26 protein-coding genes are annotated in these 26566 nt (G+C 71.5%); 9 read left to right on the forward strand and 17 right to left on the reverse strand.

Annotated features, from left to right (window positions below):
* The 5 genes from ACHBTE_RS28220 to ACHBTE_RS28240 form a co-directional block, all read right to left on the reverse strand.
* Complete coding sequence (locus ACHBTE_RS28220) at positions 1–756, reverse strand: ABC transporter permease (RefSeq protein WP_394727112.1); 756 nt, start codon at positions 754–756, stop codon at positions 1–3.
* Positions 757–758: 2 nt separating this feature from the next.
* Positions 759–1724 carry an ATP-binding cassette domain-containing protein gene (locus ACHBTE_RS28225; protein WP_394727062.1) on the reverse strand — a complete coding sequence of 322 codons (966 nt, stop codon included), beginning with the start codon at positions 1722–1724 and terminating at the stop codon, positions 759–761.
* 93 nt (positions 1725–1817) lie between these two features.
* On the reverse strand, positions 1818–2459 hold the full coding sequence (locus tag ACHBTE_RS28230; protein ID WP_394727064.1) for a PadR family transcriptional regulator: 642 nt from the start codon (positions 2457–2459) through the stop codon (positions 1818–1820).
* 85 nt (positions 2460–2544) lie between these two features.
* Positions 2545–4005: an aldehyde dehydrogenase family protein gene (locus ACHBTE_RS28235; protein WP_394727066.1), complete on the reverse strand. Its 1461-nt coding sequence runs from the start codon at positions 4003–4005 to the stop codon at positions 2545–2547.
* Positions 4006–4106: 101 nt separating this feature from the next.
* Positions 4107–4931, reverse strand: a complete 825-nt coding sequence (locus tag ACHBTE_RS28240) for a helix-turn-helix domain-containing protein (RefSeq protein ID WP_394727114.1) — start codon at positions 4929–4931, stop codon at positions 4107–4109.
* 333 nt (positions 4932–5264) lie between these two features.
* Here ACHBTE_RS28240 and ACHBTE_RS28245 point away from each other — a divergent pair, with 333 nt between their 5' ends.
* Complete coding sequence (locus ACHBTE_RS28245; RefSeq protein WP_394727068.1) at positions 5265–5795, forward strand: ATP-binding protein; 531 nt, start codon at positions 5265–5267, stop codon at positions 5793–5795.
* A gap of 80 nt (positions 5796–5875) precedes the next feature.
* Here ACHBTE_RS28245 and ACHBTE_RS28250 read toward each other — a convergent pair whose 3' ends face one another.
* The 5 genes from ACHBTE_RS28250 to rpmG form a co-directional block, all read right to left on the reverse strand.
* Entirely contained in the window at positions 5876–6094 is a 219-nt protein-coding gene (locus tag ACHBTE_RS28250; RefSeq protein WP_394727116.1) for a DUF397 domain-containing protein, read from the reverse strand.
* A gap of 314 nt (positions 6095–6408) precedes the next feature.
* Positions 6409–6642: a 30S ribosomal protein S18 gene (gene rpsR, locus ACHBTE_RS28255; protein WP_394727070.1), complete on the reverse strand. Its 234-nt coding sequence runs from the start codon at positions 6640–6642 to the stop codon at positions 6409–6411.
* 4 nt (positions 6643–6646) lie between these two features.
* Complete coding sequence (locus ACHBTE_RS28260) at positions 6647–7828, reverse strand: CobW family GTP-binding protein (protein ID WP_394727072.1); 1182 nt, start codon at positions 7826–7828, stop codon at positions 6647–6649.
* Positions 7829–7832: 4 nt separating this feature from the next.
* A complete protein-coding gene (locus tag ACHBTE_RS28265) occupies positions 7833–8090 on the reverse strand; it encodes a type B 50S ribosomal protein L31 (protein ID WP_394727074.1) in 258 nt (85 codons plus the stop codon).
* A gap of 3 nt (positions 8091–8093) precedes the next feature.
* On the reverse strand, positions 8094–8258 hold the full coding sequence (gene rpmG, locus ACHBTE_RS28270; protein WP_044382365.1) for a 50S ribosomal protein L33: 165 nt from the start codon (positions 8256–8258) through the stop codon (positions 8094–8096).
* Positions 8259–8320: 62 nt separating this feature from the next.
* On the opposite strand from rpmG, the gene rpmB reads away from it, so the two are divergent.
* The 4 genes from rpmB to ACHBTE_RS28290 all read left to right on the forward strand — a co-directional run bounded on the left by rpmB (position 8321) and on the right by ACHBTE_RS28290 (position 10248).
* On the forward strand, positions 8321–8557 hold the full coding sequence (gene rpmB, locus ACHBTE_RS28275) for a 50S ribosomal protein L28 (RefSeq protein WP_394727076.1): 237 nt from the start codon (positions 8321–8323) through the stop codon (positions 8555–8557).
* Positions 8557–8862, forward strand: coding sequence for a 30S ribosomal protein S14 (gene rpsN / locus ACHBTE_RS28280; RefSeq protein WP_394727078.1), 306 nt, complete (start codon positions 8557–8559; stop codon positions 8860–8862). Before rpmB ends, rpsN begins: the two co-directional genes overlap by 1 nt.
* Before the next feature lie 288 nt (positions 8863–9150).
* The gene (locus ACHBTE_RS28285; RefSeq protein ID WP_394727118.1) at positions 9151–9630 is read left to right on the forward strand and encodes a hypothetical protein; all 480 of its coding nucleotides are present in this window, start codon (positions 9151–9153) and stop codon (positions 9628–9630) included.
* Positions 9631–9720: 90 nt separating this feature from the next.
* Positions 9721–10248 carry a DUF4232 domain-containing protein gene (locus ACHBTE_RS28290; protein WP_394727080.1) on the forward strand — a complete coding sequence of 176 codons (528 nt, stop codon included), beginning with the start codon at positions 9721–9723 and terminating at the stop codon, positions 10246–10248.
* Between the two features lie 6 nt (positions 10249–10254).
* Here ACHBTE_RS28290 and ACHBTE_RS28295 read toward each other — a convergent pair whose 3' ends face one another.
* A complete protein-coding gene (locus tag ACHBTE_RS28295; protein ID WP_394727082.1) occupies positions 10255–11400 on the reverse strand; it encodes a DUF2786 domain-containing protein in 1146 nt (381 codons plus the stop codon).
* Positions 11401–11503: 103 nt separating this feature from the next.
* Here ACHBTE_RS28295 and ACHBTE_RS28300 point away from each other — a divergent pair, with 103 nt between their 5' ends.
* Together ACHBTE_RS28300 and ACHBTE_RS28305 are read left to right on the forward strand one after the other, a co-directional pair.
* On the forward strand, positions 11504–12274 hold the full coding sequence (locus ACHBTE_RS28300; RefSeq protein WP_394727084.1) for a Clp protease N-terminal domain-containing protein: 771 nt from the start codon (positions 11504–11506) through the stop codon (positions 12272–12274).
* A gap of 34 nt (positions 12275–12308) precedes the next feature.
* A complete protein-coding gene (locus ACHBTE_RS28305) occupies positions 12309–14012 on the forward strand; it encodes a bifunctional 3'-5' exonuclease/DNA polymerase (protein ID WP_394727086.1) in 1704 nt (567 codons plus the stop codon).
* Here ACHBTE_RS28305 and ACHBTE_RS28310 read toward each other — a convergent pair whose 3' ends face one another.
* The 4 genes from ACHBTE_RS28310 to ACHBTE_RS28325 form a co-directional block, all read right to left on the reverse strand.
* Positions 14013–17555 (reverse strand): BTAD domain-containing putative transcriptional regulator, encoded by a 3543-nt coding sequence (locus ACHBTE_RS28310; RefSeq protein ID WP_394727088.1) that lies wholly within the window; start codon positions 17553–17555, stop codon positions 14013–14015.
* Positions 17556–18053: 498 nt separating this feature from the next.
* Positions 18054–18950: a glycosyltransferase family 2 protein gene (locus ACHBTE_RS28315; protein WP_394727090.1), complete on the reverse strand. Its 897-nt coding sequence runs from the start codon at positions 18948–18950 to the stop codon at positions 18054–18056.
* A 99-nt stretch (positions 18951–19049) separates the two neighbouring features.
* Entirely contained in the window at positions 19050–19451 is a 402-nt protein-coding gene (locus ACHBTE_RS28320; protein ID WP_394727092.1) for a DUF3052 domain-containing protein, read from the reverse strand.
* 172 nt (positions 19452–19623) lie between these two features.
* Positions 19624–21114 (reverse strand): Tat pathway signal sequence domain protein, encoded by a 1491-nt coding sequence (locus ACHBTE_RS28325; protein WP_394727120.1) that lies wholly within the window; start codon positions 21112–21114, stop codon positions 19624–19626.
* A gap of 264 nt (positions 21115–21378) precedes the next feature.
* Between ACHBTE_RS28325 and ACHBTE_RS28330 the strand changes: the two genes are divergently transcribed.
* On the forward strand, positions 21379–22215 hold the full coding sequence (locus tag ACHBTE_RS28330; RefSeq protein ID WP_394727094.1) for a hypothetical protein: 837 nt from the start codon (positions 21379–21381) through the stop codon (positions 22213–22215).
* 178 nt (positions 22216–22393) lie between these two features.
* Positions 22394–23662: a hypothetical protein gene (locus ACHBTE_RS28335; protein ID WP_394727122.1), complete on the forward strand. Its 1269-nt coding sequence runs from the start codon at positions 22394–22396 to the stop codon at positions 23660–23662.
* A gap of 217 nt (positions 23663–23879) precedes the next feature.
* On the opposite strand, the gene ACHBTE_RS28340 is transcribed toward ACHBTE_RS28335, so the two are convergent.
* Together ACHBTE_RS28340 and ACHBTE_RS28345 are read right to left on the reverse strand one after the other, a co-directional pair.
* Positions 23880–24881: a TIGR00341 family protein gene (locus tag ACHBTE_RS28340; protein WP_394727096.1), complete on the reverse strand. Its 1002-nt coding sequence runs from the start codon at positions 24879–24881 to the stop codon at positions 23880–23882.
* 221 nt (positions 24882–25102) lie between these two features.
* Positions 25103–26413 carry a cation:proton antiporter gene (locus ACHBTE_RS28345; protein WP_394727098.1) on the reverse strand — a complete coding sequence of 437 codons (1311 nt, stop codon included), beginning with the start codon at positions 26411–26413 and terminating at the stop codon, positions 25103–25105.
* Positions 26414–26566 lie beyond the last annotated feature (153 nt).

Genomic DNA, 26566 nt, shown 5'->3' on the forward strand with positions numbered 1-26566 from the left:
TCAGCGGCTCAGGCGCGCGAACCGCCGTACCGCGAGCGGGAAGAAGACGGCCAGGAGCAGCAGTGGCCATACGATCGCGGCGGTGACCTGGTCCGTCCCCGTGCCGCCGAACAGATCCCGCACGGCCGTCGCCGTCCGCGACATCGGGTTCCACTCGACGACGGTGGCCAGCCAGCCCGGCATGGTCTCGGGCTGGGCGATGGCGTTGGACAGGAAGCCGATCGGCCAGACCAGGATCTGCACCGCCTGCACCAGCTCCGGCTTCCCGGCGATCAGGGCCAGGTGGATGCCGATCCACAGCATGGCGAAGCGGAAGAGCAGCAGCAGTCCCACGGCACCCAGAAAGCCCACGGCACTGCCGTCCGCCCGCCAGCCGAGGGCGTAGCCGACGCCCATGAGGGCGAACAGGGCGAGCGCCGACTGCAGCATGTCGGCGGCGGAACGGCCCACCAGGACCGCGCCGTTGGCCATCGGCATCGACCTGAAGCGGTCGACGACGCCCTTGTTGAGGTCCTGGGTGACGGCGATCATCGTGCCCTCCAGGCCGAAGGCCATGGTGAGCGCGAGCATGCCGGGGACCAGATAGTCGATGTAGGAGCCCTGGACGCCCCGGCCGCCGCCGATGAGGTAGCCGAACATCAGCAGCAGCATCACGGGGAAGACCAGGTTGACCACGACCTGCACGGGCTGGCGTGCCCAGTGGGCGAGTTCGCGGCGGGTCATGGTCCAGGAGTCGGTCAGGGCGTGGGCGCTCATGCTCATGCGGGCTCCTTCACTCGGCGGTCGTCTCCCGTGAGGTGCAGGAACACCTCGTCCAGCGTCGGCCGGCGCAAGGCGACGTCCTCCGCCTCGATCCCGGCCTCCTGAAGGGCCCTCAGGACACCGGACAGCGCCGCCATCCGGTCGATGACGGGTGCGCTGAGCAGCCGGCGGTCGGCGTCCACGCGTACGTCGTCCTTCGGTACCGGCAACAGGGCCACGGCGGCGCCCAGTTGCCCGGCGTCGCGCAGCACGACGTCGATGCGGTCGCCGCCGGTCAGCGCCTTGAGCTGGTCCGCCGTGCCCTCGGCGACGACGCGGCCGGCGTCGACGACCGATATGCGGTCGGCGAGCTGGTCGGCCTCCTCCAGGTACTGGGTGGTGAGCAGGACCGTGGTGCCGCCGCCGACCAGGGAGCGGACGGCGGACCAGACCTCGGCGCGGCCCCGCGGGTCGAGGCCGGTGGTGGGTTCGTCCAGGAAGAGCACCTCCGGGTCGGTGATGAGTGAGGCCGCCAGGTCCAGGCGGCGTCGCATGCCTCCGCTGTACTGCTTGACCGGCTTGCGGCCGGTGTCGGCGAGACCGAAGCGCTCCAGGAGCTCCCCGGCCCGTACGCGCGCGTGCCGGGCGCCCAGGTGGTAGAGGCGGCCGAACATCTCCAGGTTCTGATGGCCGCCCAGCTCCTCGTCCACGGCCGCGTGCTGGCCGAGGAGGCCGATGCGCAGGCGCACCTCGTACGCCTGCCGGAGCACGTCGTGCCCGGCCACCTCGATACGGCCGCTGTCCGGCCGCAGGAGGGTGGCGAGGACGCGGACCAGGGTCGTCTTGCCGGCGCCGTTCGAGCCGAGCACCGAGTGCACCGTGCCGCGCGCGACCGTGAGGTCGAGGCCGTCCAGTGCGTGTTTGCCGTTCTTGCCGTCGTACTTCTTGCGTGCCCCTTCGACGGTGATCGCCGCGTCGGCCACTGAGTCTCCCTCGCTAGTCAAACTTGACTACCAGCTCGACGCTAATACCCCGGGCTCGATTGGTCAAACTTGATTAATGGCCTCGTTGCCGGCTCAGCGGTCGTCGCCGGGGTGCCGCTCCCCCGTGGCGTACGGGTTCTCCTGGTTCTCGGCGAGCACGCCGACGAACGGCTCGCCCTCCCCGGAGAAGGTGTAGGCGCCGTCCCGGATGCGTGCGATCAGGCCGCGGGTCCACTCGGCGCCGCTGTCGGCGGAGTGCACCCAGAAGTTCATGATCTCGCCGATGTGACCGAGCTGGCCGGGGCCCTCCTCGGGCGTGTAGTACTCGGTGACGCCCTTGCGCCACTCCTCGATGCGGCGCACCCGCTCCTGAAGGAGGGCGAGGACCTCCTGCCGGTCCAGGTCCACCATGAAGCCGAGGGCGGCGGTGAGCACGTCCGGCCGCTGGTCGTAGGCGGTGAGGTACTCGCGCACCAGCCCCAGATACTCGGCGGTGCCCTGCTCGGTGATCTCGTACTCCGTGCGCGGCGGCCCGCCGGCCGTGGACGGCGCGATCTCGTGGGCGAGCAGCAGCCCCTGCTTCGCCATCTGCTTCAGGGCGTGGTAGATCGAGCCGGGCTTGGCGTTGGACCACTCGTGCGCGCCCCAGTACTCGAGGTCGTTGCGCACCTGGTACCCATGGGCCCGCCCGTGCTGCCGGACGGCGCCGAGCACGAGGAGACGGATCGCTGACATGCGGTCCAGACTAGGACCGGGGCCGGGCGGGGCCGAGGTCAGCCCCGCGACGGTGGCCCGTCCTGCTCTTCCCGCGAGGGATCGGTCAGAACGGGAACCCGCTCCTGCCGTGCTGGACCGAGATCCACTTGATCGTCGTGAAGGCGTCCAGCATCGTCTCGCCGTTCAGCCGGCCGAGGCCGGAGTGCTTCTCACCGCCGAAGGGGACGATCGGCTCGTCGTGGACCGTGCCGTCGTTCACATGGAACATGCCGGTGTCGATCTGCTTGGCGAAGGCCACGCCCCGCTCGACGTCGCCCGTGTGCACGGCACCGCTCAGGCCGTACGGAGTGTCGTTGACGAGACGGACGGCCTCCTCCTCGCCGTCGAACGTCACGAGGAAGGCGACCGGCCCGAAGACCTCCTGCTGGAGCAGGGCCGAGTCAGCCGGGACGCCGGTGAGGACCGTCGGCTCGACCAGGTTGTCCCTCGTGGTGCCGCGCACCAGGGCCGTGGCGCCCTCGGCGACCGCCTGCTCGACGACGGCCGAGATCGCGTCCGCCTGGGAAGAGTTGATGACCGGGCCGATGACCGTCTGCGGGTCGCGTGGGTCACCCGTCTTCAGCGACCTCACCTTGGCGACGAACTTCTCGGTGAACTCGTCCGCCACCGAACGGTCCACCAGGACCCGGTTCGCGGCCATGCAGACCTGGCCCTGATGGACGTACCGGCTGAAGACCGCCGCGTCGACCGCGTAGTCGACGTCGGCGTCGTCGAGGACCACCAGCGCGCTGTTGCCGCCGAGTTCGAGGACCGAGCGCTTGAACTGGGCGGCGCAGACGGTGGCCACATGGCGGCCGACCTTGTCGGAACCGGTGAAGGAGATGACCTTCGGGACCGGGTGCTCGATGAAGGCGTCGCCTATCTCGGCGATGTCCGTGATCACGACGTTGAGCAGACCGGCGGGCAGGCCCGCGTCCTCGAAGATCTTCGCCACCAGGGAGCCACCGCAGATCGGCGTGTTCTGGTGGGGCTTGAGGACCACGGCGTTGCCCAGCGCGAGGGCCGGGGCGACCGACTTGAGGGACAGCAGGAAGGGGAAGTTGAAGGGGCTGATGACGCCCACGACGCCGACCGGTACGCGGTAGACGCGGTTCTCCTTGCCGTCCGTCGGCGACGGGACGATCTTGCCCTCGGGGCGCAGCGCCAGATGGGTCGCCTCGCGCAGGAACTCCTTGGCGAGGTGGAGTTCGAAGGCCGCCTTCAGCCGGGTGCCGCCGAGCTCGGCGATGATCGCCTCGGCGATCTCCTGCTCACGGTCCTCGATCAGCCGCAGCGCCTTGTCGAACACGGACCGCCGGGCATAGGGATTGGTCGCGCCCCACTGCTTCTGGGCGCGGGCCGCCGCCCGGTACGCCTGGTCCACCTCGTCGACCGTGGCTATCGTGATCGACGCGAGCTTCTCACCGTCGTACGGGTTGAAGTCGATGATGTCCCAGGAGCCGGTACCCGGGCGCCACTCACCGTCGATGTACTGCTGAGCCAGGTCGGTGAAGTAGGACGACATGTGATCCCCAAATCCCTAGCAGACACCCGATCGACTGATCACGGAAGTTGATCACCCTTGATCGTCTCCACGGCCTGATCACACGTCATCGTACTTGTGTTTCAAGAGAGTTGAAGGAGACCCCGGAGAAGATCCCGGCTCTCGTCCGGGCCCGGACTGTCCTGCTGAAGCTCCTTCAGCGCCGTCTCGTACTGGGCGACGTCCTCGCGTTTGTCCAGGTACAGCGCGCTGGTGAGCTGCTCCAGGTAGACGACGTCCGAGAGGTCGGACTCGGGGAAGCTGAGGATCGTGAAGGCGCCGGACTCGCCGGAGTGACCGCCGAAGCCGAACGGCATGACCTGGAGCCGTACGTTCGGGTGCTCGGAGATCTCGATCAGGTGCTGGAGCTGGCCGCGCATGACCTCGCGGTCGCCATAGGGGCGGCGCAGGGCGGCCTCGTCCAGGACGATGTGGAACTCGGGGGCGTTCTCGGAGACGAGGTACTTCTGCCGCTCCAGGCGCAGGGCCACCCGCCGCTCGACGTCCGCCTCGCTCGCGCCCTTCATACCGCGCCGCACGACCGCGCGCGCGTACTGCTCGGTCTGCAACAGGCCGTGCACGAACTGCACTTCGTACGCGCGGATGAGACTGGCCGCGCCTTCCAGGCCGACGTAGGTGGGGAACCAGCTGGGCAGGACGTCGGAGTAGCTGTGCCACCAGCCGGCGACATTGGCCTCCCGGGCGAGGGACAGCAGGGAGTTGCGCTCCGCCTCGTCGGTGATGCCGTACAGGGTCAACAGGTCTTCGACGTCACGCGTTTTGAAGCTCACCCGGCCCAACTCCATCCGGCTGATCTTCGACTCGGAGGCGCGGATCGAGTAACCCGCAGCCTCGCGCGTGATCCCGCGCGCTTCCCGCAGTCGCCTCAGTTGCGAGCCGAGCAGCATGCGCCGCACCACCGATCCGGGCTCTCCCGCGCTCACGTTCGCCAGCCTCCCCAACCGTCTTCAGGGCGTGCAGTCTGCCACTAAATCACTTCGAGCAGTACTCGCCCGATTACAGAGATGGAAAGAAGCCAAGGATTCCACTCAGGAAGGAGACGACGTACGACCAAGAGGCGACGTGAAGTTGGCGGAAAAAATGGCCAACAAGTAGTACGGGAGCGGCCAATTCGGTCACGTGCACGTGCATCTGCCCTTGCATCTGCTGTGCGCATCCGAAACCATGGTCCCGCGCAACCGCTGCATCGCAACGACCGCGAACTCCCGGGAGTGCCTCGCATGGGGACGAATGGATCGACCATGCTCGAGCCGTTACGGCAGGGCCTTCCGCCGCTTGACCCCGCAGCCGTCTCCAGCGCCGCCTCCTGCGCCCTGCCCGCCCGCTATGAAGCGGTGCGCGAGGCACGGAAGTTCACCCGGCGAACCCTGGACCAGTGGGAACTCGGCTATCGATTCGACGATGTGTGTCTCGTGGTCTCCGAGCTGGTGACCAACGCGCTGCGGCACGCACTGCCGGCCGGTGCCCAGCGGATGCCGGAACAGACGCCACCGCCCGTGCGGCTGCATCTGATGCGGTGGACCGAACGGCTGGTGTGCGCGGTGCGCGATCCCAGCCACGCCAGCCCGGTCGCGCGGGACTCCGACGACTTCTCCGCCGAGTCCGGGCGCGGGCTGTTCCTCGTGGACTCCTTCAGCGACGGCTGGGGATGGCATCCGATGGCGGGGACGCTGAGCGGCAAGGTGGTGTGGGCGCTGTTCCGGCTCCAGCCCGCACCGTCGGGGCCCTGCGCGTCGGGGACGTCCGAATGAGGAACCGCGGTGTTCGCTGACGCCGCGGTTCTACGCGCGTTGCACGCCGTGCGCCCGCGAAGCCTCCGCGCTCCGGCCGGTCAGCCCGCGATCAGGTGATCGAACTCGCCGTCCTTGATGCCGAGGAGCATGGCCTCGATCTCGGCCCGGGTGTAGACGAGGGCGGGGCCGTCGGGGAAGCGGGAGTTGCGTACGGCCACGTCCCCGCCCGGCAGGCGGGCGAACTCCACGCAGGAGCCCTGGGAGTTGCTGTGCCTGCTCTTCTGCCAGGCCACCCCGTTCAGATCCGTGGCCGCCATGCCGTTGTACACGTCGTGGTCCACAGGTCGCTCCCCGGTGGTGCGGTGGTATCGAAGCCATTGATGCCAGAGGTGGTGCAGTGGTGGCAGTGGCGGTGCACTGGTCAACTGCTCCGGATCATAGCTCTGATTCACGTGCAAGTGCATGAGCAGATGCACGTGCACGCGGGGTGCTGCTGTGGTTACTCCGGTTCTCCGGTTACTGCTGTGACGTACGCGGGGCTGAACGCGTTCCGTCGTATACCGCCGCGGGATCCGTCGCCCTTATGAAGGACGCGTTGCGCGGCCTTCTTGTTCCATGGCCCGAGTTCCTGTCAGCGGGTGCCGTACGGGAGCAGGGCCATTTCCCGGGCGTTCTTGATGGCCCTGGACAGTTGGCGTTGCTGTCGGACCGTCACCCGGGTGACCCGGCGGCTGCGGATCTTGCCGCGGTCGGAGATGAACTTCCGGAGCAGCTCGGTGTCCTTGTAATCGACATAGGTGACGCCCGCCTGGTCCAGGGGGTTGGGGCGGTTCTTCGCGGGCTTGCGGTCGGGCTTGCGGGGCATCGGGTCAGACCTCCAGGAGGGTGTCGAAGGCGGATGGGAGCCGCTTCCAGGCATCGCGGCCGGCGGCGTACTCGGCGTCGGTGAGGAGGCAGGATTCGAGGAGCTGTTCCAGGCCGTCGCGGTCGAGAGCGGGGGACGTGAAGACCAGGTGCTGGCAGCGGTCGCCGTGCTCGGCGTGCCAGTCCAGCGCGGCGGCGGCCCGGCGGACCGGCGGGACCATGTCCCATGCCGCGTCGGGCAGGGAGGCGAGCCAGGGGCCCGCGCTCTCCACGCACAGCGCGCCGCCCGCCGCGTCCCAGTGGAGGAGGACATCCGGTTTGTCGGCCAGCCAGAAACGGCCCCGACTGCGGGCCGCCGCACAGGTCAGGTCCTCCAGCGCCGCGTAGAGCCGCTCGGGGTGGAAGGGGCGGCGGCGGTGCCAGACCAGGGTGGCGACGCCGTGCGCGTCCGCCTCCGCGGGGAGCAGTGCGCACGCCGGGTGCTGGGCCGCCTCCGCCGCCTCGACGTCGAAGCCACAGAGGGCCGCCCGGGCGAGAGGCGACAGCGGGCGGTCACGAGGTAGCGGCACCGTCAGGTGGTCCGGGGCGGCGCCCTGGCCGATCGGGACGCGGCGGGCCGTCGGGTGGAGCTGGGCCAGCAGTTCGCCGTCCTCCTCGTCGGCCTCCGGGGAGTCGGCCACGGCGAGGACGGGGGCGTACTCCAGCTGACGGGCGAAGGTGTCGGCCACCGTGCGCTGGTCGGTCGCCGCTGCCGCGAGGCCGCGCTCGGCCAGGTCGTCGCCGTTGCCCAGGTACGGCAGGACCAGGGCCGGGTCGACCGCGGTGATCACGCCGGTGACCGTGAGACCGCCGGCCGTGACCACCTCGGCCATGGCCTTCGGCTCCACCGAGTCCCAGAGTTCCACGATCGCCATGCGGGTGGCGCCCGCGTCCCGGATCCTCAGCAGTTCCGGCACCAGGTCCTCGCGCAGGGCGCAGCAGGCGCAGTCGTTGACGAGGGGGGCCTCGCCGGCGCTGACGACGCCGGCGGTGTCACGGATGGTCCGTACGACGGTTCCGGCGGCTGCGGTGGCCAGGTCGTGGTGGAGTACGAGGCTGTCGGGGACGTCGGCGAGCAGCCGCGCCACGGCCGCCTTGCGGGCGTCGGCGTGCAGGCCGCCGACGATCACGACGGAGAGCTCGGGCACCGGTTCAGCCCTGCTTTCCGTACCGGCGCTCGAAGCGCTCCACGCGTCCTGCCGTGTCCAGGACCCGGGCGGTGCCCGTGTAGAAGGGGTGGCTGACGTCGGAGATCTCGACGTCGACCACGGGATAGGTGTTGCCGTCCGACCACTCGATCGTCTTGTCCGTCGGGACGGCGGCGAGCGTCGAGCGGGTGAGGAAGGCGTGGTTCGCGGCCCGGTCGCGGAAGACGACGGGACCGTAGGCCGGGTGGATGCCGTTGCGCATGGGTCAGCGCTCCTCTCGGAAGTCGACATGACGGCCGGCGACCGGGTCGTACTTGCGCAGGGTCAGGCGGTCCGGGTCGTTGCGGCGGTTCTTGCGGGTCACATAGGTGAAGCCGGTGCCGGCGGTGGACCGGAGCTTGATGACCGGGCGGAGTTCGTTGCGTGCCATGCTGCTATCTTACTGAAAATGAATTCCATTAACAGTCAGACCGGAGGAGAGGTACATCACCCATGTCCGCCCACTGCATGCTGACCGGCGCCCGGCCCGGCTTCGGCAACACGATCTCCCACTCCCACCGGCGGACCTCCCGCCGTTTCGACCCCAACATCCAGACCAAGCGCTACTGGCTGGCGAGCGAGGGCCGACAGGTCCGGCTGCGGCTGAGCGCCAAGGGGATCAAGACCGTCGACGTCATCGGCGTCGAGGCCGCCGTCGCCCGGATCCGCGCCCGGGGGGTGAAGGTCTGATGGCCAAGAAGAGCAAGATCGCGAAGAACGAGCAGCGGCGGGCCGTGGTCGCCCGGTACGCGGCGCGGCGGGCCGAGCTGAAGGAGATCGTCCGACGGCCGTCGACCTCCGAGAGCGAACGGCTGGCCGCGCAGCGGGAGTTGCGGCGGCAGCCGCGCGACGCGAGCGCCACGCGCGTACGCAATCGCGACCAGGTGGACGGGCGCCCTCGCGGCTACCTCCGCACCTTCGGGCTGTCCCGGGTGAGCCTGCGGGAACAGGCGCACGCCGGGCATCTGCCGGGGGTGCGCAAGGCGTCCTGGTAGGTGGCGTCCTGGTGAGTGGGGCGAGGGCGGGTGGAGGCGTGGGGCGGGTGGAGGCGTGGGGCGGGTGGGGGCGTGAGGCGGATGGGGGCGTGAGGCGGATGGGGGCGTGAGGCGGGTGGAGGCGTGGGGCGGGGGCGGATTCCGGGACCGGTTTGCGACTCCCTGGTAACTTGCTGCGGTCGTGACCGTCCGGTGGGCCGGCGCGGCCCTGTGCCGACCGCTACAGCTTGGGAGCTACCAGTGACCTCGGCGACTTATCCGCGTACGCGCACGCTGTCGGGCCGTCGGATGCGGGTCGCGGCCGTGACCGCGTCCCTGGCGGGCGCGCTCGCGCTGACGGCGTGCAGCGGCGACTCCGACTCCAAGAACGACTCCTCGCCCGAGCCCAGCGCCTCCGCGACCGGCGGTGCAGGCACGGGCGGCGGCAGCGGAGGTCCCGGATCGGCGGGCGGCGGCCTGGAGGGCAGCTGGCTCGCCACGACCGACGGCAAGGCCGTGGTGCTCATGGTCAACGGCAAGGAGGAGGCCGCGCTCTTCGCGACCGGCGGCACCGTGTGCAGCGGGACCGCCGGCGAGAAGGACGGGAGCCGGGTGATCCGCCTGAAGTGCTCCGGCGGCGGCAAGGACCGGACGGTCGGCACGGTCGACTCCGTCGGGAAGTCCCAGCTGAAGGTCACCTGGGAGAAGGGCCCCGGCACCGAGACGTACACCAGGGCGGAGGGCGGCAAGCTCCCGACGGGCCTGCCCACCGCCGGTCTGGGATCGTGATGTCGGATCGGTGCACCGCCCGATCAGAGATGCGTCCCGTCGGATCGGCGGCGCACCTCGCCCGGCCCTGACATCACCTCCGAGGTCTCCATGCGCGCCACTCCCCTCACCGTCGCCGCCCTCGCCGCGGCCCTCCTGCTGACCGCCTGCGACAACGGCGGGGACGAGGACGCCGCCAAGGACGGCAAGGCCGGTTCCGCCTGCCAGGTGGGTGAGGTGGCCGTCGAGGTCGGCCCCGCCAACGCCGCTCCCGCCGCCGGGGACACCGGCAATGTGCCCGTCACCGTCACCAACCGCGGCGGCGCGGCGTGCACCCTGGACGGGCTGCCCGGCGTCGACCTCCTCGCGGGCGACACCGCGACCGCCGTCGCGCCCGACAAGGTGGCCGTGGCCCGGAAGACCATCCTCGCGAAGGACGCCTCCACCTCCTTCACGCTCACCTACGTCCGGGGCGCGGAAGGCGGCGGCCAGAGCCTCGCCGTGACGAAGGGGACGATCCGGCTGCCGGGGTCGGACAGGACGCAGTGCTTCACCTGGTCGTACGGGGCCGTCGCTCTGAAGAGTGACGGGAAGACGCCGGACGCCTCCGTGAGCGGGTTCCAGCAGAGCGGGGAGTGACGGGGTTCAGCTCAGCGGCCGGCGAGGGTTCACCTGGGCCCGGTCGGCCGCCTCGGAGCCCTCGACCCAGCCCGCCTCGTCGCTGACACCGCGCAGCCGGGTGGTGGTCGTCTCCGGGAACATGCGGTCCACGCGGTCGGTGACTGCCACCTCGCGGGAGGCGAGGACCGGGAGCAGATCGCGGGTCACCGGAGTGCGCGCCGCGGTGGCCAGATGGGTTCCGACGCGATGGGCGTACGCCGCCAGGAACGACTGCCGGAAGGTCTTGGTCCGCCTGCGACCGCCGGCCCGTTGGGCCGCCTCCGCCTTGGCCATCGCGGTCTGCGCCTGCACCAGGAGCGAGGTGTAGAGGAGTTCGACCACCTCCAGATCGGCCTCGAAGCCGACGACGGTGGAGAAGCCGAACGGTTCGTTCCACACGGCACGGCAGTGGTTGGCTGTCGCCACCGCGTCCAGCAGGACCGCCTTCGCCTGCTCGTACGGCGGCTCCACGCCGATCCGGCAGGCGCCGGGGGCGTCCTTGCGTATGTGATCGCGGGCCGCGAGCAGCGCCTCGTCGATGCTGTGCCGGGCCATCAGCTCCTGCGCCTTCGCCGTGAGCGCCTCCGCCTCCTGCGGGAACCCGGTCGCCTCCGCCTTCGCCAGCAGCGCGCGGATGCGGGTGAGCATGCGGGACTCCGGGCCGGAGTGCCGGGTGGGCGGCTCGGCCGGGTCGTCCAGGGGCTCCAGCGCGGGCAGCCGCAGCAGCAGGCGGTACAGCTCCAGGACGGCGGTCGCGTGGGTGAAGCGGTCGGTGCGGGGCGCGTCCTGGGCGGGCAGGTCGTCCAGCTGGGCGTTCCAGCGGCGACCGCGGGGGCGGTCGTGCGGCTGCTGCTCGCGGATCAGCGCCGCGAGCAGACGTACGTGTACGTCGTCCAGGTCGCGCCGCACGAGCCGGACCACGTCAGCCGGCTGCCAGCCCCGCCGCCAGGCCGCCGCGAGGAACTCCCCGCCGCGCCGGGCGAGTTCGGTGTCCGCCCCGGCATCGGCGGCGAGGAGGGAGGCGCCGGTGTCGAGGGAGGTGTGGTCGGTGTCGTAGAGGGCGGCCTCGAAGGCGCGGTCGACGGTGCTGGGCGTGCTCACCTGGGGATCGTAGATGGGTTGTGGGGTCATGGCTCGGGGCGTCGCCTGGCGTGCGCGCGTGCTCACGACGGGCACACCGCCCTGCGTCAACCGCGGGTTGACGCAGGGCGGACTGTCAACCTACGGTTGACACATGTCGACGAACCCGAGCATCACGTCATCCGTACGGCTCGACGAACTCATCGCGGCCATCAAGAAGGTCCACGACGAGCCCCTCGAACAGCTTCAGGACGCGGTGATCGCCGCCGATCACCTCGGTGAAGTGGCCGACCATCTGATCGGTCACTTCGTGGACCAGGCCCGGCGGTCGGGCGCCTCCTGGACCGACATCGGCAAGAGCATGGGAGTCACCCGGCAGGCCGCCCAGAAGCGGTTCGTGCCGAAGGAGTCGATCGACCTCGACCCCCAGCAGGGCTTCGGCCGCTACACGCCGCGTGCCCGCAGCGCGGTGATGGCCGCCCACAACGAGGCCGTCGCCGCCCGCAACCCCGAGGGCCGCCCCGAGCACCTGGTCCTCGGCCTGCTCGCCGAGCCGGACGGCCTGGCCGCCAAGGCGATCACGGCCCAGGGCCTGCTGCTGGACTCCGTACGCCAGGCGGCCACCGCGGCACTCCCGCCCGCCTCCGACGAGGTCCCCGAGCTCATCCCCTACGGCTCCGCCGCCAAGAAGGCCCTGGAACTCACCTTCCGCGAAGCCCTGCGCCTGGGCCACAACTACATCGGCACCGAGCACATCCTGCTGGCCCTGCTGGAGTTCGAGCACGGCGAGGGCGTCCTGTCCGGCCTCGGACTCACCAAGGAGGCGGTGGAGGAGTACGTCGTCGAGGCGCTCGCCCGGTTCCTCGAGAGCGGGGAGCGGACCGCACAGGAGGCGGCCGGCGAGGAGGGCGGGGCGCAGGGCTGAAGGCGTTGTCAGACCCGGGTGCCACACTCGCGGCATGACCGACCGGTGGGCACTGGCTCCGGCCGAGGACGGTGGCGTGGAGATCGCCCCCCTCGGTGCGGACGGGCTGCTCGCCGGACCCGTGCGGCGGGAGGCCGACCTGGCCGAGGCCGTGCGGCTGCGGCCCGAGGTCGCGCGCTGGGTGTGGCGGTCCACGGCCGAGGTCTATCCACGCCTGCTCGCCGCGGGGGTGCGGGTGGAGCGGTGCTACGACATCGAGGACGCCGAGACCCTCCTCCTCGGCCACGAGGGGCGCTACGGCGAACCGCGGTCGGCCGCCGCCGCCCTCGCCCGCCTGCGCGGCACCCCGGTACCGCCCGATCCGCCCCAGCGTTCGGCCGAGCCCGGCTCCCAGTCCTCCCTCTTCGAACCGCAGTCGGTCCATCTGCCCCTCGCCGACCTGGTCGAGGTGTACGCCGAGCAGCAGCGCCGACACGACAAGAGCGCGCACCCCGAGCGGATGCGGCTGCTCACGGCAGCGGAGTCGGCGGGCATGCTGGTCGCCGCCGAGATGAACCGGGCGGGGCTGCCGTGGAGCGCCCAGGTGCACCGCCAGGTGCTGCACGAACTGCTCGGCGAGCGGTATGCCGGCGGCGGCGAGCCGCGACGGCTGGCCGAGCTGGCGGACGAGGTGTCGGCCGCGTTCGGGCGCCGGGTGCGGCCCGATCTTCCGGCCGATGTGATCAAGGCTTTCGCACAGGCCGGCATCAAGGTCGGATCGACCCGTCGCTGGGAGCTCGAGTCCCTCGCCCATCCGGCGGTGAAGCCGCTGATCGAATACAAGAAGCTGTACCGCATCTGGGTGGCGCACGGCTGGTCGTGGCTCCAGGACTGGGTGCGGGACGGCCGGTTCAGACCGGAGTTCCTCGCGGGCGGGACGGTCACCGGGCGGTGGGTGACCAACGGCGGGGGCGGGTTGCAGATCCCCAAGGTCATCCGGCGTGCCGTGGTCGCCGACCCCGGCTGGCGGCTGGTCGTGGCCGACGCCGACCAGATGGAGCCCCGGGTGCTGGCGGCCATCTCCCGTGACCCCGGGTTGATGGAGGTGGCAGGCCGGGAGACCGACCTCTACCAGTCCGTCTCCGACCGTGCCTTCTCCGGCGACCGCGACCAGGCCAAGATCGCCGTGCTGGGTGCGGTCTACGGGCAGACGTCCGGCGACGGACTCAAGAACCTCGCCGCGCTCAGACGCCGCTTCCCCAAGGCGGTGGCATACGTCGACGAGGCGGCGCGGGCCGGTGAGGAGGGGCGGCTCGTACGGACCTGGCTGGGGCGGACCTGCCCGCCGGCGGCGCGGGCGACGGAGGACGCCGCCGAGGAGGCCGGGATCCCCATGGCGGACGCACCGGACGAAGCGGCGGCAGGCGGCGGGCCCCAGGAGTGGGGGCGCGGCCATGCCTCCACCAATGCCCGTGCCCGGGGCCGCTTCGCCCGCAATTTCGTCGTCCAGGGCAGCGCCGCGGACTGGACGCTGCTGCTGCTCGCGGCGCTGCGTCGGACCTGCGCGGACATGGCTGCGGAACTCGTGTTCTTCCAGCACGACGAGGTGATCGTGCACTGCCCCGAGGAGGAGGCCGAGACGATCGTGACGGCGATCCGCGAGGCGGCCGAGCTGGCCGGGCAGCTGACGTTCGGACGGACGCCGGTGCGGTTTCCGTTCACGACGGCGGTGGTGGAGTGCTACGCCGACGCGAAGTGATCAACCCGCGTCGACCACGTCCAGCAACCGCCTCAGCTCCTGGACGACCTCCTTCTCGTCCGTACCGTCCAGCGCTTCGAGGGCGGTGCGCCACGCGTCGCGAGCCTCCTGCACACGGCCGTCCTCGCCGAGCAGCATGCCGTGCTGATGACGGGCCAGGCCGCCCATGAAGCGGTCGGCACGGGCGTCGGCACGGGCCAGGAGCTCGGCGCACTCCTGGGCGGCGCGAGCGTGCTCCCCCAGCAGGCGCAGGGCGCGGACCAGGCCGAGGCGGGTCTGGGACTCCCCGTGCCAGTCACCGTGGCCGCCGAGGATGCGCAGACTCTCCTCGAAGTGCGTGGCCGCTTCGGCCGGTTCGCCGAGGGTGAGATGGGCGTAGCCGATGTTGCAATGGGCGGAGTGCTGCACGATGACATGGCCGATCTCGTCCCCGATGGTGAGCGAGCGGCGGTGCTGCTCGATGGCGGCCCGGGGGTCGGTGTGCTCGTACAGGTTGCCGAGATGGCTGTAGGTCACGGCCTCGCCGAACGGGTCGTTCAGCTGTCGTGAGTACTCCAGGCTCCGGCGCAGCGCCTGACCGGACTCGGCGTGACGCCCGAGCCCTTGGAGCAGCAGGCCCCGGTTGTTCAGGCAGCGGCGCATCCAGGAGACCACGCCGAGCCGCCGCCAGATCGTCAGCGCCCGGTCGTTGAGGCTGAGCGCCTCGGACTGGCGTCCGGTCAGGAAGTGCAGACCGGCGAGGTCACCCAGCGCGTAGGCCTCGGCCGCCTCGTCGCCCAGCCGACGGGAGAGCCGGAGGGCGGCCCGGCCCAACGTCTCCATCTCGGCCACACGGCCGCTGCGTTGGAGGTAGGGGAAGAAGAGGCGGATGAGGGTGGTGAGGTGGGGGGCGGTGAGGTAGTCCTCGGCCACGGCTCCGGTGGCGACTTTCGCTTCGGACTCGGCTCCGGTGGCGGCTTCCGCTTCGGGCTCGGCGCCGTGTCGCTTCGCCAGCGCGACTACGTTCTCCAGCTCCAAGTCGCCCCAGGCGAAGGCGGACTCAGGGCTGCCGAAGGGGGGTACGGCGGCGACGGCCGCGGCGTGGTCCGGTGACTGGGTGGAGGTCGGACGGCGGCGGTCGTCCTGGTCGAGGCCGGGCTCGACGATGGCCGTCAGGGTGCGCTCGGCCACGGCGGCGTACCAGCGCAGTGCGGTGCCGGTGAAGTCCCCCTCGCTTTCGGAGAGTTCACGGGCGAAGTCGCGGACCAGGTCGTGCGGGGCGTAGCGGCCGTATGCCGTCTCCTCCAGGAGGGCCACGTCGACGAGACGGTCGAGCGCCGCCTCGGCTCGGCGCTCGTCGGTGCCGGTGAGGGTGGCCAGCAAAGGGACACCGTACGCGGGCAGGTCGAGCGCGCCGATGCGGCGGAAGGCGACGGCGGCGTCCTGGTCGACCTCGCGGTCCGAGGCGGCGAGGGCGTCGTGGGCGACCGCGAGGGAGCGGCGGACACTGAGGTCGTCGTACTCCAGGTGGTGCAACCTGCTCTCGGTGGCGGTGAGTTGCCGGGCGAGCGTCTCCGGGGTGAGGGCGCTGCGGGCGGCCAGTCGAGCGGCGACGACGCGGAGGGCGAGCGGGAGGCCGCCGGTGAGCCGGACGAGGGGGTGAACGCCGTCGATGCCGTGGGCGGCCCCGCCCGCATGCCCGTTGCGGCCGTCCTGTAGGCCGTCGCGACCGGAGGCGGCGCGCAGGAGCGCCGCGCTGTCCTCGGCCGACAGGGGTGTGAGGGGGAAACGGCGGGCGCCGTCCAATGCCGTGAGCGGGGAGCGGCTCGTGACGATCACGGCACAGCCCGGGCCGGCCGGGAGCAGCGGCCGTACCTGGGCGGCGTTCGCGGCGTCGTCCAGGACCATGAGCGTGCGGGTCGGGGCGAGCAGCGAGCGCAGCAGTGCCGCGGCGGCGTCGGGGTGTTCGGGGATCGAGCGCGGGTCGGCGCCGAGGTCGCGGAGGAGGGCGGTGAGTGCCTGGCCAGGGGTGAGCGGGGGCATGCCGGGGGTGGCGCCGTGCAGGTTGACATAGAGCTGGCCGTCGGGGAAACGATTCGCCAGATCGTGGGCGGCATGCAGGGCGAGGGCGCTTTTGCCGACACCGGCCATGCCGCTGAGCACGGCTATCGCGGTGGAGGGGCGGGGGGTGGGAGTGAGGGTGGGGGCGGGTGCGGGGGCGAGGGTGCGGCGCAGGGCGTGCAGGGTGGTGGTACGGCCGGTGAAGTAGGCGGGAGGTGGCGGCAGTTGGGCAGGGCGAGGTGGGCCGGGGGACGCCGAGGCAGCGGGCGCCTCCGCACCTCGGCGGGACCCCGGTGCCTGTGCCGCCGTCCCCTCCACGCCACCGTCCGTCGAAGCGGCAGGCGCGGCCATGTCGCTGGACTCCCGGGACGGCGAGGACGCCGACGATTCCGCGCCTCGGAGGGCAGGCGAGGGCACAGGTCGCACAGCGGCGTCGTCCCCGCGCACGGCCTCGGCGCTCGCCGCGCCGTGGCGCTCGAAGTCCTCGGGCGAGACGGCACCGCTCCCAGCAACTCCGTCCTCGTCACGCCATGCGCCACCGCGGACGGCACCGCCCCCGGCGCCGCCCACCCGCCCTGCCGACCGCAGTGCCGCCCCCCTCGGCTCACGGTCGGCCGCGTACTCCCGCACCCTCCGCGAGGCGCGGCCGACCTCTCCCTCAGCAGCTCCCCGCGACCCGCGCTCCCCGGCGCGTTCGCCGCCCCCCGCGCCTCGCAGCACCGCCACATGCGCCTCCCGCACCCCCGCACCCGGCTCCACACCGAGTTCCTCGATCAGGCGGGTGCGCAGATCGCGGTGGACGGCCAGGGCCTCCGCACGGCGGCCGGTGCGGTGCAGGGCGAGCATCAGCTGGCGGTGGAAGGACTCACGCAGGGGGTACTCGGCGGCCAGCTCCGCCAACTCCGGTACCAGGGCGTCCAGTCGCGGCCCACCCACGCTCAGCTCCGCGTCGAAACGCCACTCCAGGAGCAGCAGCCGCGCCTCCGCCAGCCGCTGGACCAGCGCGTAGCCGCCCACCTCGGCGGGCAGGCCGGACAGCGGCGCACCCCGCCACAGCGCGAGAGCCGCGGTGCACTCGCCGACCGTGCGCTCCCAGTCCCGTGCGGCGTGCGCGACCCGGGCCGCGGCGACGCGGCTGACGAAGACATCGACGTCCAGCTCACCGTCGTCGACGCGCAGCATGTAGCCGGGCGGCACCGCCCGCAGCCGGTCGGGGTCGTCCAGCAGCCGCCGCAGCCGGGCCACGTGGTTGTGCAGCGAGGCACGCGCGGACGCGGGCGGCGCCCCGCCCCACAGCACGTCCATGAGGGACTCCACGGACACGACCCGGCCGCCTTCGAGCAGCAGCGCGGCGAGCAGGGCCCGCACCTTGGGGCTGCTGATGCTCCGGACCGCGCAGTCGGGCACGCCGACGGAGTCGACGGAGTCGACGGCCGTCCCCGCCCGCACCTCATAGAGAACCGGCGGTCCCAGCAGTCCGAACCGCAGCCCGCACCGCTTCACGCCGCCCACTGCCTTCCCATGCGACCTTGTACGACCGCGCACGACGAGAACACCGTACGTGGCGCAGATCCGCCCCTTGTCCGACGGTTTCCCGCCACCTCATCATGATGCTCATCGGGCGGAAACCGTTCCCGTACGGGCGGTCTTCCGGTACCGTGCGTCGACTTCGCGCCAACTGAACGCAGCCGAAGCGGAACACCGTTGGCCATATGTTAGCGATCCGTTGGTGCCGCCTGATGTGATCACTGCATCGGATCTGGCCCGACGGTGCGCGCGTAGAACGCGTAACTCGGGGGAGTGTCGCCGCCGCGGCCGGGTCCGGGGACGCATGTGGGTCCCGGTCGGCGGAGGTGAACGACCGGGGCCCGCGTCCCCTTCCTCCGCGGCCAACCTCCCGCGCCCCTGCCCCGTGACCCGTTCCCGGTCCCTGCCCCGTGATCTGTTCCCGGGCCCCTGCCCCGTGACCCGTTCCCGGGCCCCGTCCCCCGCCCGGCTCGGTCAGATGACCGGCGGTCGGCCCAGCCGGCACAGCCGCCACACCGTGCGCCATCGCATGGGCCGCCGCTCACCGGCCGGCTCCCGAAGCCCCTCCAGGAACCCTCCGAACCAGGCACGCAGTCCGGCCGACGACGAGCGGTTCCGTACGAGGGTGAGGAGCACCCACACGCCGAGGTGCACGGGGATGAGCGCGAGCGGCAGTCGCCGGCGGGTCAGCCAGACCCGGTTGCGGGCGTTGACCCGGTAGTAGATGGCGTGCCGGGCGGGTGAGGTCTTGGGATGCCGGAGGAGGAGTTCGGGGGCGTAGAGGATCCGCCAGCCGGCATCCGCGGCCCGCCAGGCCAGATCCGTCTCCTCGTGGGCGAAGAAGAACTCCGCGGGCCAGTCCCCGGTCTCGGCGAGCATCGTCATGCGCAGCGCGTGCCCGCCGCCGAGGAAGCCGGTGACGTACCCGCCCCGCAGCGGATCAGACCTGCCGACCCTCGGCACATGCCGCTGCTGTGTCTCGCCGTGCTCGTCGGCGATGCGGAACCCGACGATGCCGAGCCGGTCGTCAGCGGCGTACAGGTCGCGTACACGGCGCAGTACGTCGGCGTCGACGAGGAGGCCGTCGTCGTCGAGTTCCACCACGACGTCGACGTCCCCGAACTCCCGGAGCCGGGCGAGGGCGACGTTCCGCCCGCCCGGGCAGCCCAGGTTCTCCTCCTGCTCGATCGCCGTGACCTCGCCGGGCAGGCCCAGCCGTTCGGCGAACTCGGGCAGCGGGCAGCCGTTGCCGACGACGACGATCCGGGCGGGGGCGAGATCCTGCTCGGCCACGGAGCGGAGCAGCGCGTCCACCTCGTCCGGACGGTTGCCCATGGTCACCACGGCGACGGCGATCCTCGGTTCCGCCATGCCTTGCCTCACTTCGTCCCGGCTGCAACTACCGGCGGATGCTAGTCGTTCACGGTGAGGACGTCTCAAGTACGCGGATCTATAGGGTGAGTCGGCCGCTCAGCCCCGCTGGTTCGCCTTGCGCCGTACGAACTTCAGGCCCGACCAGTCCTCCCCCAGCGCCGCGACCTTCACATCGACGACACCGAGGGGAAGGAACAGTTCCCGGAGCCCGCTCTCCGTGATGTCGCCGGCATGACCGGCGGCCCGTCGGGGCCAGGCGATCCACAGCATGGCGTCGTCGGCGAGCTCGCCGACCAGCCCGGGACCCTCGGCGAGGACATCGCCGTACGCCCGGTAGAACGCGACGACGACGTCCGCGCCCCGCGGGCGGCCCGCCGCCACGTCACACCCGTCCGGCAGGCCGGGGATGTCCCACCGGGCGGGCCCGTGGCGAAGCCGCACCCGATGGCCGGGCTTGATGCCGCTCTTCTTCGCGAGCGGGGTGGCGGGATCACTCATGACGACGGACCATCTCCCCATCTCCTGCCCGGCGTACCGAGGGGCTCCTTCCCTTCCAGTGCATCGGCTTCCGCGGATCCCGCACGCCGACGGGCGGGCATGCGCGTGCGGCCGGTGGGGAGCGGGGGGCGTGCGGCCGGTGGGGGGCATGCGGCCGGTGGGGGCGGGCGGTTCAGACGCGCAGAGGGTTGTGGCGTGCCGCGGCCATCAGGTACCAGGCCGTCGCTCCCACATGCCGGTACGGGTAGTACCCGAACCCGAAACCGGTGTCGAGCGGGCTGCTCGCCGCCACTACCCCGGCTCGCTCGGGGAGAGCGCGCCCGCCCATGGTCTGGGCGCCGCCGAGCCGGTCCTGCGCCCGCTCGACGGAGTCGATCAACCGCCGGGCGCGGGCGGCGTCACCACGCCGGTTGCGCCGGCGCAGACAGAGCGCGAGATGGGCGGTCCCCTCGAACCACACGCCGTTGCGGTCGGGCTTGGGCCGGCCGTCGGCGATCGGGGCGTCCTCGTTCGCGAGGAGAGCGGCCGAGCTGAAGGTGACACCTTCGTACGACTGCCCCGCCGGCACCGTGCTGTTGCGCCGGCCGGCGTGGTCGAGGACGGCCAGCTCGCGCGCGGCCCAGTCCAGCGACCGGGTGCGGGCGCGGGAGTCGAGGGCGAGATACGTCCAGGTCTGGGTGTCCTCGGGAATCGGTGAGGTGTTGACGGTCACCCCGTCATTGGTCCCGGTGTAGAAGAACCCGCCGTCCGCCTCCCACATCCTCTCGACGAAGGCACGGGCGCGAGCCCGCCGCTCCAGCCACACCCGGTCCCCGGTGAGCCGGGCGAGCCGCCCGAACAGGCAGACGAGGTCGGTGTTGTGCTCGGTGGAGGTGAAGGGCAGCTTCGCGCCGGTCCCGTCGACGCCGAACTTGTACCCGCCGAGCGGCTCGTCGGTACGGCCGTTGCGCTCGATCCACTCCCCGATCCGCACGGCGCCGACGAGGAACCGCCGCTCCCCCGTCCGCCCGGCAAGCGCACCGAGCGCGATCCCGGCCCAGGCCATGTCACCGACGGCGGTGCCCGTGAACCCGAACTGCGTCCCCACATTGGCGGTGCCGTCGGCCCGCACGAACCCGTCCGGCTGCCGGGAGCCGTCGTAGAAGGTGTAAGGCCCCACGTTGTAGGCCTGCCGCAACCGGCCGTCGTCGTGGACGGGGTCGTGCCGTTGGGCGTACAGCAGCGCGTCACCGAGCGAGACGGCCCTGCTGCGCCCGTCGCTGGTCCGGGTGGCGAGAAGGGCGAGGATCGCGAGGCCGTTGTCGTAGGTGAAGGCGGTGCTGAACAGGCCGGCCTGGTCGGTGTAGCTCTGGGCGAGGCGGACGGGGCCGCGGTCGGGATAAGCCTCCATGGCGGCGGCGAGGAAGGCTTGGCCGCGGCGGGGTGCGGAGGGGAAGGGGGAGGAGGAGGGGGAGGGGGACAGGGCGGTGCGGCGGGTGTCGTGGGGTGCGCCGGAGGGCACGGTACGCGTCCCGGCATGGGCCACGCCCGCACCCATGCCCATCCCGGTCGCGGAGAGCAGTGCGGAGCCGAGGCCGGCACCGATGAGGGTGCGGCGGCTGGGCGCCGGGTTCCGTCTGTCGGTCGTGCCGGTCGTGCCGGTCGTATCGGTGGTGCTGGTCATGCTGGTCGTGCCGGTCATGGGTCTCCCTCGGACGATGCGGACCTTGGCACACGCTGGATCTCGATCCGTGTCGACGCCGTGGCGACGCCGCGTCGACCTTTTTGAGAGCGCTCTCAATACGCGCGCTCATTCTGCTGGCGACGCCCGGGCGGGTCAACGCCCTTGCATTGCGACTGCGTTGAGGGTGATCGACTAACCTTGCCGGGCTTCCGGGCTTTCCGGGATGTCGAAGAGCACGACGAATACGGGGATTGGGTGCGCGGGATGTCGAGGCGCAGGACGAAGACCTTCTGGGGCGTCACCGGCGGCGCGGGCGCGCTGCTCCTGGGCGGGCTCGGTTTCGTCGGCTACGAGGCCGTGTCCGCCGACGACGAGGTGTGCTGCGCGCTCCCGGAGCCGCTGTACAACGTGCCGCGCGGCCCGGACGGGGAGATCGATGTCGCCTCCCAGTCGGTGGAGACCTCCGTGCTGACGGGGCACGACTTCTCCCTTCACGTCCGCCCGGGCGGCGACGCCGCGGACTGGGAGATCGCCGACACCGGTGAGTCGGGCGGCGTGCTGCGTGCCAAGGGCGAGAAGACCGTAGAGGGCACGCGTTACTTCAAGTTCCGGGCGCTGAAGACCGGCTCGGCACGCGTCGTGCTGCGCGAGAGGGACGGCGACCGCACGATGACGTACCCGATCGAGGTCAAGGACAACATCCAGGGCAATGTGGTGCTGTCGGACCCCGAAGCGGGATACAGCGACCTGCCCCAGCCGGAGGGGTCCCACCGTCTCGCCGACGACTTCGAGGGCACGGTCACCGTGGCGCCCGGCCGGCAGTTCTCGATCGCCAACCGCTACTCCAACCAGCCGGGCTACACCTGGAGGATCGTCCGGCAGCCGGACGGCACGGTGGCCGGGCTGGAGTCCGAGCGACCGTACGTGGCCGGCGACCCGGCCGCCGCCCGCCAGGACTGGTACGGCTTCATCGCCCGAGCGAAGGGCACGACCACGATCGAGCTCTTCGGCTGCTACCGCTGCGGGTACCACGACCGCCCCGTGTCGGCCGAGAGCAGGAGGTTCTCGGTGACGAAGACGCTGACGGTGGTGGTCCGCTGAAGCGGGCCTGCGTGCTCGTCGAATTCGTCCGTCGCACGTAGGCAGGCCGGTCACCCGGCTGGGTTCGCCCAGATCGCGTGTTGCGCTGCGCACCGCTCTGCTGGTGTTCATGAGCGACAGCGGTGACGAACAGCTCTCCGGCCCGGAGCGGGGCGAGTTGGATGAGCTGCGCCGACGGGTGCACGCCCTGGAGAGTGCCGGGCCGCCCCGGACGGGGCGTCACCACCCGTTCCGCTCCCTCGGCTCGGTCCTGCTGATCCTCCTCGCCGCGCTGCTGTCGCTGCTGTCCGTCGTCGCGGTGTGGGCGAACAGCATCGTGCAGGACACGGACCGCTACGTCGACACCGTCGGGCCGCTTGCGAGCGACCCCGATGTGCAGAAGGCGGTCACCAACCGGGTCACCACCGCCGTGCTGGCGCAGATCGACGTGGACGCACTGGTCAAGGAGCTGACCGACGCGGCTGCGCAGCGGGGCGTCCCGCCGAGGGTGACCGAGTTGCTGGGCGACCTGGACGGCCCGATCGAGAGCGGGCTCGAGCAGCTGGTCAGCAGCACGGTGACGCGGGTGGTCGCCGGCAGTGCGTTCGAGACGGTGTGGGTCGACGCCAACCGCCGGGCGCACTCCGCGTTGGACAAGGCCCTGACCGGCCAGTCCGACAGCACGGTGAAGCTGGAGAACAACCAGGTCGTCATCGACCTGGGGCCGATCGTCGCCGACGTCAAGGACCGATTGGTCGAGGCCGGTCTCTCGGTCGCCGCGAAGATCCCGGCCGTGCACACAAACTTCGTGGTGTTCGCGTCGGAGGACATCGGCAAGATCAAGACGTACGTGAGAGTGCTGGAGATCCTCGGCGGCTGGATGCCCGTCATCACCCTGCTGGTCGCGGCTGCCGCGGTGTACGTGGCCTTCAACCGCCGGCACGCGTTGATCGGGGCCGCACTGGCCGTCTTCGTCGCCATGCTGGTCCTCGGCATCGGCCTCACCGTCGCCCGTGACGTCTACCTCGACCATCTGCCGCCGGGCGCGTCCCAGGCCGCCGCGGGCTCGGTGTACGACGCGCTGGTCAAGTTCCTGCGGGCCGGCGTGCGGGCGCTCGCCGCGGTCGCCCTCTTCACCGCCGCCGGCGCCTTCCTCGCCGGTCCGTCCCGGATCGCCGTACTCACGCGCACCGGCTGCCAGAGAGGCATCGGCGGTCTGCGCGACGTGGCGACGTCGGCGGGACTTCGTCTCGGTGCGGTCGGGCGGTTCGTCCATCGGTTCAAGCGCTGGATCGGCGCGGCCATCCTGCTGATCGCGGCCGTCGTCCTGTTCACCTGGGACTACCCGACGACGGCGGTCGTGGTGTGGACCGCGGTGATCACGCTGGTGGGCTTCGCGATCCGTGAATTCCTGGACGCTCCCTCCGCGCCGCCCGCCGATGCACACGGTGAAGCGGCAGCCGGCTGAAGCCACCGCACGCGGAAGCCACCGCACGCTGACACCTGCTTCTGGGGACGAGAAGGGGCTGGACAGGAAGCGGACGGACAGAGAGCGGACGGACAGGAAGCGGACGGACAGAGAGCGGCCGGACAGGAAGCGGACGGACAGGAAGCGGACGGACAGAGAGCGGCCGGACAGGAAGCGGACGGACAGGAAGCGGCCGGACGAGAAGCGAAGGCGACGCTCAGCCGCCGACCTTTCCGGCGTCGATGCGCCACCCACGCGAGGCATCCACCACGACGGGGATGCCGTCCGGGATCCGTCCCTCGAGCCGGTCGAGGAGGGACTGCACCGGCGGGAGCTCTCCAGGAGTACGAACGTGGACGTACATCGTCCGGGAATTCGCGTCGACACTCGTGACGGACGCGTCCGGCTCGTCGGCGAGCCACTGTTCCGCCGCCTCCTTGGTTCGGCCGGTCCACGCGTTGAGCAGCAACGTGGCGACCGTGTTGGCCGTCAGCGGAACGAGCACGACGACGAAGAGCAGGGCCATCGCGGCATACGCCGAGCGGGCGGGGCGCCCGGCCGTCCTGTCGGCCTCCGTGCCGTAGCCGAGCGAGGCGAAGACCACCATGCCCGCGAAGACCAGGGCGAAGAGGTTCGACACGAACAGAGCCAGCGCGCCCAGCGCCGGCCACCCCGACAGCTTGCCCAGGCACACCCCCGCCACCACCAGGGGCGGGACGAGGGAGATGGCGATCGCGACTCCGGGCAGCACGGCGGCGACGTCCCGGCGGGCCAGCGCGACGGCGCCGGCCAAGCCGGTCGCCAGGGCGGCGATCAGGTCCATCAGGCCCGGCGACGTCCGCGAAGAGATCTGGCTGTTGGACAGCAGGTCGTAGTTCTTGGGCAGAGCCACCGACATGACCATCCCGATCACGATCACCAACAGGCAGGCGAGGAGGACGACCATGGCCGATCCGGTGCGGCGGCGCTGCACCGACCCGAGGGCGATGCCCATGATCGGTGTGGAGAGCGGAGCGATGATCATGGCGCCGATCACGGTCGCCGTCGAGTCCGTGAGCACTCCGCCGGCCGCGATGATCGACGCCAGCGTCAGCATCGTCCAGAAGGCCGAACGCTTGGACGTGGTGTCCCCGGAGGACAAGATCAGATCCTGGGTCAGTTCGTGCAGCGGGCGGCGCTGAGAAGCCGGCAGGACACGGGCACGAACCTTGCTGATCATGCCTCCAAACAACCATGATCAGGGCGTCAGGGAGGAGCAGGACACGGCACACGACTTCCGGCTCCGGCCCGGAGTCGCCGCCGCCGATGCGCGGGTGGCTGCCTTCCCACCGTGGCCACGCACGACTCGCCCTACCTCACCCTCGCCCTGCCTCACCCGTTGCGGGTGACACCGCTCCCGGCGCGGCGGCACGCCGGGCTCGCGCCGGTCGTCGTTCGACGTCACCGCGTGGTGGTACGCCGCGGCCGGCCGGCCTCGGGGACGGGCGCCGTCTCGCGCAGCTTCCGTCCCGTGGCCGCGGCCTCCTCGTACCAGCGGCCGTACCGGTCGGCGAGGGCGATGGCCGAGACGCCGTGCAGGAGGACGCTCATGCCGACGGTGACCGCGACCACCCTGCCCATCAGGCCCACCCCGTGAACATGCTCCTCCACGACGAGCAGCCCCAGCACGATGGACGCCAGCCCCCGTGGCCCGAACCATCCGATGTACGCCACGGTGGGCGCCCGGAGCCCGCTGCCGACGAGCGCGACAGCCACCGGCAGCATCCGCACGACGGTGAGGCTGAGCACCGAGTAGCCCACGATCCGCCAGCTCAGGTGCTCCAGCGTCGGCCCCAGCAGCACGGCCCCGAAGATCAGCAGGCTGACCGAGGCCAGCAGCCCGCCGAGGTGCTCGGCGAAGTCCGCGGTACGTTCGGGCCCCGCCTGCGGAGCGGTGGCCGCACCCGTGGCCCCGAAGCGGCGCAGAGCGAAACCGAACGCGAACCCGGCGACCCAGGCGGCGATGAAGCCGCTGCCCCCCACCACGACGCCCGAGCCGTACGACGCCGTGGCGACGGCCAGGGGGTAGAGCTGTGCCCACTCCCGAGTGACCCACCCCCGCGCCCGCGCCGCCCCCAGCAGCCGGCCACCGACCGCTCCGACCAGCAGACCCAGCACCGTGCTCAGGACGAGCGCCCGCCAGAAGACGCCCGCGTTCCCTTCCTCAGCGGCGGACGTGCCGGGAATGCCGGCCAGGAAGAGGACGAAGAACGGCAGCACCATGCCGTCGTTCAGGCCGCTCTCCACGTTGAGTCCCTGCCGTACGAGCGGCGGAACCCGTGGACTGGTCATGGCGGTCTTGCCGAGGGCCGCGTCCGTCGGAGCGAGGACCGCACCGACCAGTGCGAGCTCCCAGACGGTCAGTCCGGGCAGCAGGGGCCAGGCCAGCAGCCAGCCGGCCCCGATACTCAGCAGCAGTCCGATGCCGAGCAGCCGGCCCGGCAGGAAGCCGCCGGATCGCAGGTCCCGTCGGCGCACGGTCATGGCGTCGGTGAACAGGACCAGGGCGAGGGCGGCTTCGAGCAACGTGAGGAGCTGCCCGGCGTTACGCTCCAGATCGACGACATCGAGCACGGCGGGCCCCAGAAGCACCCCGCACCCGGTGAACACCATCGCCGACGACACCGGCGTCGACGCCAGCCGACGGGAGCCCAGCGCATACGCGGCGATGACACCCGCCACCGCCACGCCGGTCCAGGCTTCGCTGCTCATCCGCAGCCCCTCAGCTCCTCGGACCTTCAGCGCACCACCGATCCACCCCCTGAGCCTCACCCGCTACGGGTGCTCACCCCATTACCTTCTTGGTGGCCCCGCAATGGGGCGCCCGGCCTCCGGAGTTGGCATGACTTTCTCCCCCTGTCGATC

It is taken from the genome of Streptomyces sp. M41 (genome assembly GCF_043673425.1).
GTDB lineage: Bacteria > Actinomycetota > Actinomycetes > Streptomycetales > Streptomycetaceae > Streptomyces.

Coding starts and splice junctions, on each gene's coding strand:
- ACHBTE_RS28220 (WP_394727112.1), bottom strand. CDS start 756: ATGAGCGCCCACGCCCTGACCGACTCCTGGACCATGACCCGCCGCGAA.
- ACHBTE_RS28230 (WP_394727064.1), bottom strand. CDS start 2,459: ATGTCAGCGATCCGTCTCCTCGTGCTCGGCGCCGTCCGGCAGCACGGG.
- ACHBTE_RS28235 (WP_394727066.1), bottom strand. CDS start 4,005: ATGTCGTCCTACTTCACCGACCTGGCTCAGCAGTACATCGACGGTGAG.
- ACHBTE_RS28240 (WP_394727114.1), bottom strand. CDS start 4,931: ATGCTGCTCGGCTCGCAACTGAGGCGACTGCGGGAAGCGCGCGGGATC.
- ACHBTE_RS28245 (WP_394727068.1), top strand. CDS start 5,265: ATGGGGACGAATGGATCGACCATGCTCGAGCCGTTACGGCAGGGCCTT.
- ACHBTE_RS28250 (WP_394727116.1), bottom strand. CDS start 6,094: ATGGCGGCCACGGATCTGAACGGGGTGGCCTGGCAGAAGAGCAGGCAC.
- rpsR (WP_394727070.1), bottom strand. CDS start 6,642: ATGCCCCGCAAGCCCGACCGCAAGCCCGCGAAGAACCGCCCCAACCCC.
- ACHBTE_RS28265 (WP_394727074.1), bottom strand. CDS start 8,090: ATGCGCAACGGCATCCACCCGGCCTACGGTCCCGTCGTCTTCCGCGAC.
- rpmG (WP_044382365.1), bottom strand. CDS start 8,258: ATGGCACGCAACGAACTCCGCCCGGTCATCAAGCTCCGGTCCACCGCC.
- rpmB (WP_394727076.1), top strand. CDS start 8,321: ATGTCCGCCCACTGCATGCTGACCGGCGCCCGGCCCGGCTTCGGCAAC.
- rpsN (WP_394727078.1), top strand. CDS start 8,557: ATGGCCAAGAAGAGCAAGATCGCGAAGAACGAGCAGCGGCGGGCCGTG.
- ACHBTE_RS28285 (WP_394727118.1), top strand. CDS start 9,151: ATGCGGGTCGCGGCCGTGACCGCGTCCCTGGCGGGCGCGCTCGCGCTG.
- ACHBTE_RS28290 (WP_394727080.1), top strand. CDS start 9,721: ATGCGCGCCACTCCCCTCACCGTCGCCGCCCTCGCCGCGGCCCTCCTG.
- ACHBTE_RS28295 (WP_394727082.1), bottom strand. CDS start 11,400: ATGACCCCACAACCCATCTACGATCCCCAGGTGAGCACGCCCAGCACC.
- ACHBTE_RS28300 (WP_394727084.1), top strand. CDS start 11,504: ATGTCGACGAACCCGAGCATCACGTCATCCGTACGGCTCGACGAACTC.
- ACHBTE_RS28305 (WP_394727086.1), top strand. CDS start 12,309: ATGACCGACCGGTGGGCACTGGCTCCGGCCGAGGACGGTGGCGTGGAG.
- ACHBTE_RS28315 (WP_394727090.1), bottom strand. CDS start 18,950: ATGGCGGAACCGAGGATCGCCGTCGCCGTGGTGACCATGGGCAACCGT.
- ACHBTE_RS28320 (WP_394727092.1), bottom strand. CDS start 19,451: ATGAGTGATCCCGCCACCCCGCTCGCGAAGAAGAGCGGCATCAAGCCC.
- ACHBTE_RS28325 (WP_394727120.1), bottom strand. CDS start 21,114: ATGACCAGCACCACCGATACGACCGGCACGACCGGCACGACCGACAGA.
- ACHBTE_RS28330 (WP_394727094.1), top strand. CDS start 21,379: ATGTCGAGGCGCAGGACGAAGACCTTCTGGGGCGTCACCGGCGGCGCG.
- ACHBTE_RS28340 (WP_394727096.1), bottom strand. CDS start 24,881: ATGATCAGCAAGGTTCGTGCCCGTGTCCTGCCGGCTTCTCAGCGCCGC.
- ACHBTE_RS28345 (WP_394727098.1), bottom strand. CDS start 26,413: ATGAGCAGCGAAGCCTGGACCGGCGTGGCGGTGGCGGGTGTCATCGCC.